We start from the raw sequence: 11,455 nt of genomic DNA, 5'->3' as shown, positions 1-11,455 counted from the left end.
GATCCGCTCCGCCGCGGCCTCGTCGACGACCGGTCCGACGTCCACAGTGGTGTCGTACGGGTCGCCGGTTCGTTGCGCCTGAACGGCTTCCAGCAGCGCGGGCAGTAACTCGTCGGCCACCTCGCGCTCGACGATCACCCGCTGCACGGCGATGCAGGACTGCCCGGCCTGGTAGTTGCCGAAGGTCGCGATGCGCTGCGCGGCGCCCTCGGGGTCCGGCCAGTCACGGAGCACGACGGCCGCCGCGTTGCCGCCGAGTTCGAGCACGACGTGCTTGCGCGGGGCGGCGTCGGCCAGCGACCAGCCGACCGGGCCCGAACCGGTGAACGACACCACCGGCAGCCGCGGGTCGGCGACCAGCGCCGCGGTCTCCTCGTTGCCGAGCGGCAGCACCGAGAACGCGCCTTCGGGCAGGTCCGTCTCGGCGAGGATCTCGCCAAGGATCAGCGCGGACAGCGGCGTGCGCGGCGCGGGCTTGATGATGATCGGCGCGCCCACGGCCAGCGACGGCGCGACCTTGTGCGCGACCAGGTTGAGCGGGAAGTTGAACGGCGCGATGCCGAGCACCGGGCCGCGCGGGATCCGGCGGGTGATCGCCAGCCTGCCCTCGCCGGACGGGTCGCTGTCGAGGCGCTGGAGGTCGCCGCTGAACCGGCGGGCCTCCTCAGCGGCGATGCGGAACACCGAGACCGCGCGGTTGACCTCGGCCGCCGCCCATTTGAGCGGCTTGCCGTTCTCCGCGGTGATGACCTCGGCGATCTCCTCGGCCCGCTCCGCCAGGCGCCGCGAAACGTGTTCGAGTGCGTTCGCCCTGGTGTGCGCGGGGGAGCGCCGGAACTCCTTGGCGACGGACACCGCCGCCGCGACCGCGCGCTCGACCTGCTCCGGGCCGGGCACTGCGACGGTGGCAACCTCGCTCCCGTCGTACGGGTGGCGCACCGTGAGGGTGCTCGCGCCTTGCTCGGGGCGGCCGGCGATCCAGGCCGGGCGCGGCTCCGGGGTGATCATGTCCATGCGCACCAAGGTATTCGGGGTGGGTGTCCGCGACGTGAACACCCACCCTTCCGTGTCGGTCAGCGTGTCACTTGACGAGCACCTTGAGCGCTTCGCGGTCGGCCATCGCGCGGTAGCCCTCGGGGACGGCTTCGAGGCCGATGGTCCGGTCGAAGACCTTCCCTGGCTGGTATTTCCCGTCGAGCACGTCGACAAGCAGCTCCGGGATGTAGTGCCGGGCCGGGGCGACGCCGCCGGTGATCGTGACGTTGCGGCGGAACAGCGCCGGGCCGATGGGGCCCTCCTCGTACTGCGGCACGCCGACGCGGCTGAGCGTGCCGCCCGCGCGGACGACGCCGAGGCCCATCTCGAAGGCGGGCTTCGTGCCGACGCACTCCAGGACGGTGTGCGTGCCCTGGCCGGACGTGAGCTCGAGGACCTTCGCGATGCCCTCCTCACCGCGCTCCGCGACTACGTCGGTCGCGCCGAACTCGCGGCCGAGATCGGTGCGAGCCTGGTGGCGGCCCATCAGGAAGATCTGCTCGGCGCCGAGGCGCTTCGCGGCCAGGACGGCGGAGAGGCCGACGGCGCCGTCACCGATCACGGTGACGGTCTTGCGCTCGTTCACTCCGGCGGTGGTCGCGCAGTGATGTCCGGTCGAGAAGACGTCGGACAGCGTCAGGTAGGACGCGAGGAGGTCGTCGTCCTCGGTGTGCGGGAGCTTGACCAGGGTGCCGTCGGCCTGCGGGACCCGGACGGCTTCGCCCTGGCCGCCGTCGACGTCCTTCGTGCCCCAGTTGCCGCCGTGCTCGCACGACGTGTGCAGGCCCTCCTGGCAGTACTGGCAGGTGTTGTCCGAGAAGACGAACGGGGCGACGACGAGGTCGCCCTTGCCGACGGTGGTGACGTCGGCGCCCGTCTCCTCGACGAGACCGAGGAACTCGTGGCCGATCCGCCTGCCGCGCTCGCTGCGCTTCATGCTCGCGTACGGCCAGAGGTCGCTGCCGCAGATGCACGACCGGACGACGCTGACGATGGCGTCCGTGGGCTCGAGGAGCTTCGGATCGGGCACCGTCTCCACGCGTACGTCGCCGGCGCCGTAGATGACTGTCGCTCGCATGGCTTCCTTTCGTGGTGGACGTGTCCCTGGGTGAGAGTCCCCCAGCATGCATCCATTCCGTTGCGGGCATGTGCCGAGGGACTTCTCACTCAGCCATCGGGTGACCCTGCCCCCGGCCCGCGCCGAGCGCGTTTAGCGGGCTAACTGTCCCCGCGAGAGTGCGTTTAGCGGGCTAAATGGGGGCGCGTGGTGCTGGTGGTGCTCGTGAGGTGATGGCGGTGGAGGTCGGTGAGCAGGAGGATCTCGGCGCCGTGGTGGAGGAACTCGCGGTTGATGTGGAGGACGAGGGCCGCGAGCGGGTAGGTCGCGTACTTGTGCTCGGACTCGCCGCAGGGGCGCGCGAGGCCGTCGGCGTCCAGACCGCGGACCCCCTCGATCCAAAGCGCGTACGCGTCGTCGAGCTGCTTCACGGCTTCAGTGGCTGTGGCGGCGGAGGGGTACGTCGCGTGGTCGACGGGCGGACCGCCGAAGTGGGAGGCCGTTCGCATGCCGAACACGCCGATGATGATGTGGGCGAGGCGCCACGCGATCGTCGTGACCGGGGCCGGGTCGGGGGCGGGAAAGGTCCAGTCGATGGTGAAGTCGCCGGTGCCAGGGGCATCGGCCCGGTCGCCGCGTGGCCGGATGGACCAGCAGTCCGGCACCGGCTCCCAGAGGTACTGCTCGTCGGTGAGGGTGTCGAGGCGGGGGCGGAAGGCGGCCTTCCACTGGAAGTCGGTCTGATCGGCGAGTTCGGTGGCCCAGTTCACAGTCATGCCCCCACGCTAGGACCTTCGCGGACAGCCACGGTCCGAAATTCCCTGACCTGCGCGTTCCCGTTCCTTAGCCTGCCTAAGCGCTACAGTTAGCCCGCTAAACGCAGCTCAGGGGGCTGGGGGCGGCGTGACGGGGCGCACCTGGGACCATGGTGGGGAAGCGTGCTCGCCCGTCCCTGGAGGTCGTAGGTGCCCAGTCCCACCGGTCCGGTACTAGTCGTGGACTTCGGGGCGCAGTACGCCCAGCTGATCGCCCGGCGGGTCCGCGAGGCGCAGGTCTACTCCGAGGTCGTCCCGCATTCGGCCACCGTCGAGGACCTGCTCGCCAAGAACCCCTCGGCGATCATCCTGTCCGGCGGCCCGTCCAGCGTGTACGCCGAAAACGCGCCGAGCATGGACCCCGCGCTGGTCAAGGCCGGTGTCCCGATCCTCGGCATCTGCTACGGCCACCAGTTGCTCGCGCGTGCCCTCGGCGGCACCGTCGAGCCCACCGGCATCCGCGAGTTCGGCCGCACCGAGGTCCGCATCGCGGGCGAGGGCGGCGTGCTCCACGCAGGTCTCCCCGGCACCCAGACAGCCTGGATGAGCCACAACGACAGCGTCACCAAGGCCCCCGAGGGCTCCGTCGTCACGGCTTCGTCGGACGGCGCGGCCGTCGCGGGCTTCGAGGACGTCGAGCACGGGTTCGCCGGGGTCCAGTACCACCCCGAGGTCGCGCACTCGCCGCACGGCCAGGAGGTCCTGCGCCGCTTCCTGCACGACATCGCGGGCATCAAGCCGCAGTGGACCACCGCTTCGATCGTCGACGAGCAGGTCCAGCGCATCGCCGAGCAGGTCGGCGAGGGCCGGGCGATCTGCGGCCTGTCCGGCGGGGTCGACTCCGCCGTCGCCGCCGCGCTCGTCCAGCGCGCGATCGGGGACAGGCTGACCTGCGTGTTCGTCGACCACGGTCTCCTGCGCGCCGGGGAACGCACCCAGGTCGAGCGTGACTTCGTCGCCGCCACCGGCGTCAACCTCGTCACTGTCGACGCGCGCGAGCGCTTCCTCGACGCGCTCGCCGGGGTCACCGACCCCGAGGAGAAGCGCAAGATCATCGGCCGCGAGTTCATCCGCGTGTTCGAGCAGGCCGAGCGCGACCTCAAGGCCAAGGGCGACTACGAGTTCCTCGTCCAGGGCACGCTGTACCCGGACGTCGTCGAGTCCGGCGGCGGCGAGGGCGCGGCGAACATCAAGAGCCACCACAACGTCGGCGGCCTGCCGGACGACCTGCAGTTCAAGCTGGTCGAGCCGCTGCGCCTGCTGTTCAAGGACGAGGTCCGCAAGGTCGGCCTGGAGCTCGGCCTGCCGGAGACCATCGTCATGCGCCAGCCGTTCCCCGGCCCCGGGCTGGGCATCCGCATCATCGGCGCGGTCGACGCCGGGCGCCTCGAGATCCTCCGCAACGCCGACGCCATCGCCCGCGAAGAGCTGACGGCGGCCGGGCTCGACGGGGAGATCTGGCAGTGCCCGGTCGTGCTGCTCGCCGACGTCCGCAGCGTCGGTGTCCAGGGCGACGGCCGCACCTATGGTCACCCGATCGTGCTGCGCCCGGTGTCCAGCGAGGACGCCATGACCGCCGACTGGACGCGCTTGCCGTACGAGGTCCTCGAACGCATCTCGACCCGGATCACCAACGAGGTGGCCGAGGTCAACCGGGTGGTGCTGGACGTGACCAGCAAGCCGCCGGGCACCATCGAATGGGAGTAGCCCGGCCGGGCTGAGCACCACCTACTGGGGGGATCGCCTGATGGCGTTCATAGTGATCGGAGTCCTGCTCGTGCTGGCCGCGGTGGCCGGTTTCTTCTTCATGCAGTCCACGAAGAAGGAGCTCCACGCGATGATCGGCACGGAGACGTTGTCGATTCCGGAGCTGGAGCAGCAACGCGCCATTTCCGACGGGCTCGGCGGGCGTGGCGGGTTCCGGAAGGTCTGCGAGGTCGTCGGCGCCGCGTACCCGTCGCCGCAGGGACCGCTGCTCGCCGAGATCACCAAGACCGAATGCGTCTGGTACCGCTACCGCGTCGACAGGCAGTACGAACACGTCGAGTACCGAGACGGCAAGCGGCGCTACTCGAAGCGCACGGAGAAGGTCACCGACTTCACCTCGTCCAACGGCTACGCCCTGATCGACGAGCAGGGCCGCACCATCGGCGTCGACCCGAACGGGCGGGCGCCCGACGGCGTCGAGCAGACCACGGACCGGTTCGAGCCCTACCACGGCGGCGACCAGGGGATGGAGCTGTTCGGGATCCGGATCCCGTTCGGCAACCGCGACTCGACGCTGGGCTACCAGTACAAGGAATGGCTGATCCGCCCCGGCACCCGCCTGTTCGTGCTGGGCGAGGCGCACGACCGGATCGGCCCGCTCGTGCTCGGCAAGCCGTCGGGGCCGGGGCACTTCCTCGTGTCCACCCGCACCGAAGAGGAGCTGCGGGCCTCCCGGGTGAGCCGCCACAAGTTCCTCGCCATCGGAGTGATCGCCGGGTTCGCCCTCGGAGTCGTGCTGACGATCGTCGGCGCGGTGCGCGGCCTGCACTGACTTCACCCGCCGACGACGAAGGCCCCGGGCACTTGCCCGGGGCCTTCGTCGTGAAGCGGACGAGCGCGCTAGTTCCGGTGGCCCTTCCGCATCGAAGCGGCCAGCAGCAGCACGCCGACGAACACCGCGCCCCCGGCCATGATCCAGCGGAAGTCGAACCGCGGCAGCCAGCTCGCGCCGTCGGAGAGCACGTAACCCGAGACCAGGAGGCTGGCGATCCCGATGATCAGGGTGAACGCGTCGACCCCTCGCCGCTTCTCCGGCGCTGTCTGCGGCTCGTCGTAGTCGTACTTGACCTCATACGGATTGCTGTACGGGTTGTTGTACGGGTTGTTGTCAGCCACGACGCACCTCCACGTTGCCCGCGCCGTTCTCCACGGTCAGGGTGATCTGCTGGCCACCAGGGCCGTCGGTGTCCACGTCGGTCTGGGTGATCGTGTGGCCCACCCCCGATTCGTGGGCGGTCAAGCAGTCGATGCTGCCCGCGCCGGTCGCGCAGGTGAACGTGACGTCGGCCTTCTCCGGCACGATGACCGTCGCGTTCCCGGTGCTGATGTGGACTCTCGTCCGGACCGGCATGGCAGGCGGCAGCTGGGTCAGGTCGAGGTCGATGTTGCCCGCCGCCCGCTCGTACAGCGGCTGGAGTTGCGCCGGGGTCCGCGGGGTGGCGTCGAGGTTGCCGACCCCGCCCTGCAGGCTCAGGTCCGAGAACGGCGCCGAGGTCAGCACCATCCCGGCGATCGCCAGCGGCACGGCCAGCCCGATCAGGCCACGTGCGCCGCGGACGAACGAACCGGCCACCAGGCCGAGCCCGAGCACCCCGAGCGTCAGGCCCACGATGTGCCGCAGCGAGAACCAGTCCTGGCCGTCGAGATTGAGCACGACTCCGGCCGCGGCGACCAGGATCGCCAGCACGAAGACCGGCCCGCCGATCTTGGACTTGCGGCGGCGCGGTGCCGGCGGCGCGGGCCGCGGCGGGGGCGGCGGGTTCATCGGCTGCTCGAAACCCGGCAGGTCCCAGGCCGACGGGTCGGCCGAAAGCGGGTCCCAGGCGGGTGCCGCGGCGTCCGGTGTGGACGTTTCCGTAGCGACCTGCGGGGTCGTCATCGAGAACGCCGCGTCCGGCCCGGCCGTGCCGTAGGGCATCGCGGTGGAGTAGCCGACGGGTGGGGCGACCGGGCGGTTGTCCTGGCCGCGGCCGCGGTGCAGGAGGTACAGCGCGACGGCGATCAGCGCGCAGCCGATCAGGCCGCCGCCGTCGAACCAGCCGCCGCCGAAGCTCCAGCCCAGGGTGGGCAGGAGCGCCACCCCCAGCACGATGGTGAACGCCGGTGAGGTGGTCGTCCGGCCGCGGCCGATCAGTCCCTCGGCCGCCGACACCTGGTCGCGCTCGTCCGGGAACAACAGCCAGCCGAGCAGGTAGACCAGTACGCCGGAGCCGCCGAACACCGTCCCCGCGACCAGTGCCACCCGCACCACCACCGGGTCGATGCCGTACCGGTTGCCGATGGCGGCGGCCACCCCGGCGATCTTGCGCCCGGAGACCGGCCGTCGCGGCCTGCTGACCCAGAAGTCCTTGACGGTGTCTTCGAAGCCTGCCAGTGGGTTCGGCTTCGGTGCCCGTGTGTTCGTCGCACCACTCATGCCGCAAAGCATGCGTCACCGGCCTGCCCGGGCACATCGGGGAACGTCCCTGAGTTCACGGCTCGATGGTCATCAGGGGTTTCCCTGATGAAACGTCGCGCGACTCGTGTGACCATGGAACCCGTGCAGGATTCCCCCGACCAGGACACCGCAGAGCCGGTGAAGGCCACGGCCGCCGGTGGCGTGCCCTCGACCTTGGACGGCCCGGCCAAGATGTACCGCCGCCGGTCCGGGCGCGCGATCGCCGGTGTCGCCGGTGGGCTCGCCGACCACCTCGGGGTGAAGGTCGTCTGGGTCCGGACGGTTTTCGCGCTGCTGGCCGCGCTCAACGGCGCCGGGCTGCTCGCGTACGGGCTGCTCTGGGTTTTCGTGCAGCAGCGCGCCGAGGAAACCACGGTCAACGCCGACGGCAGCGTCAAGACCACCGGCAAGGCGACCCAGAAGGAACGTCAGCAGGCTTTCGGTCTGATGGCGCTCGGCATCGGGCTCGCGGTGGCCAGCGGGACGCTGACCGGGGCGATCAGCGGCTGGGTCGCGGTGCCGCTCGCGATCGCGATGATCGGTGCCGCGGTGGTCTGGCGCGAGGCCGACGAATCGCAGCGTCGCCGCTGGCGCACCGGTGCCAAGGACAGCGTCGCGGGGGCGTTCCTCGGCGGCGGTGGCGGCTGGTCGGCCACCGTGCGCATCCTGGCCGGGGTCGCGCTGGTGATGACCGGCATCGGCGTCGTCGTGCTGCGCAGCGGCAGCCTCGACCAGGTCCAGTTCGCGCTGATCGCGGTGGTGGCCACGCTGATCGGGGTCGCCGTGCTCACCGTCCCGTTCTGGCTGCGCCTGGTGCGCGACCTCAGCGACGAGCGCAAGGCCCGGATCCGCACCGACGAACGGGCCGAAATCGCCGCGCACCTGCACGATTCGGTGCTGCAGACGCTCGCGCTCATCCAGAAGCAGTCGGAGTCGCCGCGTGAGGTGGCCAGGCTCGCGCGCGGGCAGGAACGTGAGCTGCGGGGGTGGCTCTACGGGCCGTCCGGCTACGGGAACAACGACGAGAAGACCGAGGAAGGGCAGCTCTCGGAGGCGCTGGCGCTCGCGTGCGGCGAGGTCGAGGACACGTTCGCGATCTCGGTGCAACAGGTCGTGGTCGGGGAGGCCGAGCTGGACGAGTCGCTGACCGCGCTCGTGCAGGCGGCCAGGGAAGCGATCGTGAACGCGGCGAAACACGCGGGCGTCGAAGAGGTGAGCGTCTACGCCGAAGTGGAGCCGACCTCGGTGACGGTGTTCGTGCGGGACCGCGGGAAGGGGTTCGACCCCGGCGTCGTCCCCGAGGACCGGCACGGGCTCGCCGACTCCATCCGGGGGCGGATGGAACGGCACGGCGGCACCTGCCGGCTGCGCACCGCGCCGGGTGAGGGCACCGAGGTCCAGCTCGAGATGCCGGTCAAGGTGGGGAAGAGCGCGGCATGAGGTCGCTATGCTCGGGGGAAGTTCGGGGACCAAGCGTGAACGAGGGAGCGGCGTGACGGACAACCAGCAGGCGCGGGAGCCGGTCAAGGTCTTCCTCGTCGACGACCACGCCCTGTTCCGTGCCGGTGTGCGCACCGAACTGGACTCCATCACCGACGAGGTCCGGGTGGTCGGCGAGGCGGGTTCGGTCGCCGAGGCCGTCGCCGGGATCGCCCGCACCAAACCGCAGGTGGTGCTGCTCGACGTCCACCTGCCCGACGGCGGCGGCGCCGAGGTGCTCCGCCGGATCCGGCCCGACCTGCCGGACATCGTGTTCCTGGCACTGTCGGTGTCCGACGCCGCCGAGGACGTGATCGCGGTGATCCGCGCGGGCGCGCGGGGCTACGTCACCAAGACGATCTCGTCGAAGGAACTGGTGCGCGCGGTGGTCCGCGTGTCCGACGGCGACGCGGTGTTCTCGCCGCGGCTGGCCGGTTTCGTGCTCGACGCGTTCGCCGACCGGCCGGGTTCCGCGCCGATCAGCGACCCCGAACTCGACCTGCTGACCCCGCGCGAGCGCGACGTCCTGCGGCTGCTGGCGCGCGGGTACGCGTACAAGGAGATCGCGTCGGAGCTGTTCATCTCGGTGAAGACGGTCGAGACCCACGTGTCGAGCGTCCTTCGCAAGACCCAGCTGTCGAACCGCTACGAGCTGTCCCGCTGGGCCTCGGACCGCCGCCTCGTCTGACCCCCCGCTCCTGGGGTCGCGTTGGACACCACCGTGCGCGTTTAGCGGGCTAACCGTGCCCGCGAGAGTGCGTTTAGCGGGCTAACTGGTGGCGGGTGTGGCGCGTGGGGCTGGTGGGGCGGTGCGTCAGTCGTGATCGCCCTTGGTGGCCACCGCGGGATCAAGGGACCTTTGCTCCGGTTCGGCGGCGGTGGCGGCAGTAAAGGTCCCCCGCTCCCGCTGGGGCAGGCGGGTGAGGGCGACCCCGGCCAGCACGACGACCATGCCCGCGATCACCTGCGGGTTCAGCTGCTCGTGCAGGAACAGCGCGCCCAGCAGGACCGAAACGACCGGCAGCAGGTAGCCGACCACCGACGCCGCGACCGCGCCCTCCGAGGCGAGCAGCTGGTAGTTCAGCGCGAACGCGATCCCGGTCGACCCGATGCCGAGGACCACCACGGCGAGCACGGGGCCTGTGCTCAGGTGCACCGGGGCGAACCCGCCGAACGGCAGCGCGAACAGCACGAAACCGATCGCCACCAGCATCTGGCCGCCGGACAGCGCGACCGGCGAAACCCCGGTGCCCGAGAGGTACCGGCCCTCGTAGACGAACGCGAACCCGTAGCTCGCGGCTGCCGCGAGGCACGCCAGCGCGCCCCAGCTCAGCAGCCCCGACGCGTGCCAGGGCTCGAAGATCAGCAGGATCCCGGCGAGTCCGATGACCAGCCCGGCGACGCGGGCGCCGGTCATCCGGCCGGTCGCGCCCATCAGCGGCGCCACGACCAGCACCCACAGCGGGGTGGTCGAATTCAGGACGCCGGTGATGCCCGAGTCGACCGTCGTCTCGCCGACCGCGAACAGCAGGAACGGCAGCGCGTTGTGGAAGAACGCCGCGACCGTGAGGTGCAGCCAGATCTTCCGGTCCGACGGCAGCCTGTCGCGCTGGAGCTTGCAGATCAGCAACAGCACCGCGGCGCCGAAGACGAGCCTGGCCAGCACCAGCTGCACCGGCGAAAACGCGTCCAGCCCCAGTTTGATCCAGAAAAAGCTCGATCCCCACATCAGCGCCAGGGCACCGATCCGCAGCAGGGTCTTGGTCTCACCCACCAGTCCTCCTTCGACTGGATCAGCTTGTCCGGACCAAGACATAAGGACAAGCGAAATTAACTGTAGTGATGGTTAAGCAGAGCTGTAGGATCGCGACCATGCTGGACGTCCGGAGAATGCAGGTCCTGCGCGCGGTGATCACCAGCGGTTCGATCACCTCCGCCGCCCGAAACCTGGGCTACACGCCGTCCGCGATCAGCCAGCAGCTGTCCACGCTGGAACGCGAAGCCGGGGTCGAGCTGCTCGAACGCGTCGGTCGTGGCGTGCGGCCCACCCCCGCCGGGATCTTGCTGTCCGAGCACGCCGAACTGCTCGGCACCCAGCTATCGAAGGCAGAGGCCGCGCTCACCGAACTCAAGGAGGGCCGGACGGGCCGGCTCGCCATCCGCTACTTCGCCACCGCAGGGGCGTCGCTGGTCCCGCCCGCGGTCGCCGCCGTCCGGCGCGAGCACCCCGGGATCCGGCTCGACCTCAAGCTCGTCGAGCCGGACGACCCGATGCCCGAGGTCGAATCGGGCCGGGCCGACGTCGCGATCGTCGTGTTCCCCCGGAACACGCCGCCCGCCAAGGGCGTCGACGTGGTGCACCTGCTCGACGACCCCTATCGCGCGGTCCTGCCGAAGTCCCACCCGCTGGCCCGCAAGCGCGTGCTCGACCTCGCGGAACTCGCCGACGAACCCTGGGTCGGCGTCGACTGGCTGCCCGGCTCGTGCCGGGACATCCTGGTCAACGCCTGCGGCGCGGCCGGGTTCGTGCCGAACTTCGTCGTCGAGACCGAGGACTACCAGACCGCGCAGGGCTTCGTCGCCGCCGGCATGGGCGTCTCCCTGATCCCCGAGCTCGGCCTCGGCACCCCGCACCCCGGCATCACCGTGCGTAAGGTCCGCCGCCCCGACCCGCTGCGCTCGATCCACGCCGCCATCGCGTCCCACTCTCGCGACCAGCCCGCCGTCCGGACGCTCCTCGCCGCGATGAGGACGACCATGGCCATCTCCGCGTAGTCGTCCCACCAGCCCCATACGCCCCACGCGCCCCACACACCCCCAGTTAGCCCGCTAACTGTAAGCGCGGGCACCCCGGCGAGCCCCGGT

At 70.7% G+C, this 11,455-nt stretch carries 11 protein-coding genes; 5 read left to right on the top strand and 6 right to left on the bottom strand.

Annotated features, from left to right (window positions below; all coding sequences use genetic code 11):
• The 3 genes from QMK34_RS43090 to QMK34_RS43080 all read right to left on the bottom strand — a co-directional run.
• On the bottom strand, nt 1-1,014 hold a 1,014-nt coding region (locus QMK34_RS43090), incomplete at its 3' end, for an aldehyde dehydrogenase family protein (RefSeq protein WP_326420613.1).
• Between the two features lie 67 nt (nt 1,015-1,081).
• Nucleotides 1,082-2,113 (bottom strand): zinc-dependent alcohol dehydrogenase family protein, encoded by a 1,032-nt coding sequence (locus tag QMK34_RS43085; protein ID WP_326420612.1) that lies wholly within the window; start codon nt 2,111-2,113, stop codon nt 1,082-1,084.
• Nucleotides 2,114-2,277: 164 nt separating this feature from the next.
• On the bottom strand, nt 2,278-2,868 hold the full coding sequence (locus QMK34_RS43080; protein WP_326420611.1) for a DinB family protein: 591 nt from the start codon (nt 2,866-2,868) through the stop codon (nt 2,278-2,280).
• Nucleotides 2,869-3,057: 189 nt separating this feature from the next.
• On the opposite strand from QMK34_RS43080, the gene guaA reads away from it, so the two are divergent.
• Nucleotides 3,058-4,614 carry a glutamine-hydrolyzing GMP synthase gene (guaA, locus tag QMK34_RS43075; RefSeq protein WP_326420610.1) on the top strand — a complete coding sequence of 519 codons (1,557 nt, stop codon included), beginning with the start codon at nt 3,058-3,060 and terminating at the stop codon, nt 4,612-4,614.
• Between the two features lie 40 nt (nt 4,615-4,654).
• The gene (locus QMK34_RS43070; RefSeq protein WP_326420609.1) at nt 4,655-5,446 is read left to right on the top strand and encodes an E3 ubiquitin ligase family protein; all 792 of its coding nucleotides are present in this window, start codon (nt 4,655-4,657) and stop codon (nt 5,444-5,446) included.
• A 68-nt stretch (nt 5,447-5,514) separates the two neighbouring features.
• On the opposite strand, the gene QMK34_RS43065 is transcribed toward QMK34_RS43070, so the two are convergent.
• Together QMK34_RS43065 and QMK34_RS43060 are read right to left on the bottom strand one after the other, a co-directional pair.
• Nucleotides 5,515-5,790, bottom strand: coding sequence for a hypothetical protein (locus QMK34_RS43065; RefSeq protein ID WP_326420608.1), 276 nt, complete (start codon nt 5,788-5,790; stop codon nt 5,515-5,517).
• Entirely contained in the window at nt 5,783-7,090 is a 1,308-nt protein-coding gene (locus QMK34_RS43060; protein WP_326420607.1) for a PspC domain-containing protein, read from the bottom strand. Before QMK34_RS43060 ends, QMK34_RS43065 begins: the two co-directional genes overlap by 8 nt.
• A 108-nt stretch (nt 7,091-7,198) precedes the next feature.
• On the opposite strand from QMK34_RS43060, the gene QMK34_RS43055 reads away from it, so the two are divergent.
• Nucleotides 7,199-8,551, top strand: coding sequence for a PspC domain-containing protein (locus QMK34_RS43055; protein ID WP_442785344.1), 1,353 nt, complete (start codon nt 7,199-7,201; stop codon nt 8,549-8,551).
• Between the two features lie 7 nt (nt 8,552-8,558).
• On the top strand, nt 8,559-9,278 hold the full coding sequence (locus tag QMK34_RS43050) for a response regulator (protein WP_442785343.1): 720 nt from the start codon (nt 8,559-8,561) through the stop codon (nt 9,276-9,278).
• Between the two features lie 126 nt (nt 9,279-9,404).
• On the opposite strand, the gene QMK34_RS43045 is transcribed toward QMK34_RS43050, so the two are convergent.
• Complete coding sequence (locus QMK34_RS43045; RefSeq protein WP_326420604.1) at nt 9,405-10,364, bottom strand: DMT family transporter; 960 nt, start codon at nt 10,362-10,364, stop codon at nt 9,405-9,407.
• A 98-nt stretch (nt 10,365-10,462) separates the two neighbouring features.
• Between QMK34_RS43045 and QMK34_RS43040 the strand changes: the two genes are divergently transcribed.
• Nucleotides 10,463-11,365: a LysR family transcriptional regulator gene (locus QMK34_RS43040; RefSeq protein ID WP_326420603.1), complete on the top strand. Its 903-nt coding sequence runs from the start codon at nt 10,463-10,465 to the stop codon at nt 11,363-11,365.
• Nucleotides 11,366-11,455: the final 90 nt, after the last annotated feature.

The sequence above is a fragment of the Amycolatopsis sp. H20-H5 genome, assembly GCF_035828755.1.
Classification (GTDB): Bacteria; Actinomycetota; Actinomycetes; order Mycobacteriales; family Pseudonocardiaceae; genus Amycolatopsis.
This window is presented reverse-complemented; position numbering and strand designations above follow the sequence as displayed.

Coding starts and splice junctions, on each gene's coding strand:
- QMK34_RS43085 (WP_326420612.1), bottom strand. CDS start 2,113: ATGCGAGCGACAGTCATCTACGGCGCCGGCGACGTACGCGTGGAGACG.
- QMK34_RS43070 (WP_326420609.1), top strand. CDS start 4,655: ATGGCGTTCATAGTGATCGGAGTCCTGCTCGTGCTGGCCGCGGTGGCC.
- QMK34_RS43080 (WP_326420611.1), bottom strand. CDS start 2,868: ATGACTGTGAACTGGGCCACCGAACTCGCCGATCAGACCGACTTCCAG.
- QMK34_RS43050 (WP_442785343.1), top strand. CDS start 8,559: ATGCTCGGGGGAAGTTCGGGGACCAAGCGTGAACGAGGGAGCGGCGTG.
- QMK34_RS43060 (WP_326420607.1), bottom strand. CDS start 7,090: ATGAGTGGTGCGACGAACACACGGGCACCGAAGCCGAACCCACTGGCA.
- QMK34_RS43040 (WP_326420603.1), top strand. CDS start 10,463: ATGCTGGACGTCCGGAGAATGCAGGTCCTGCGCGCGGTGATCACCAGC.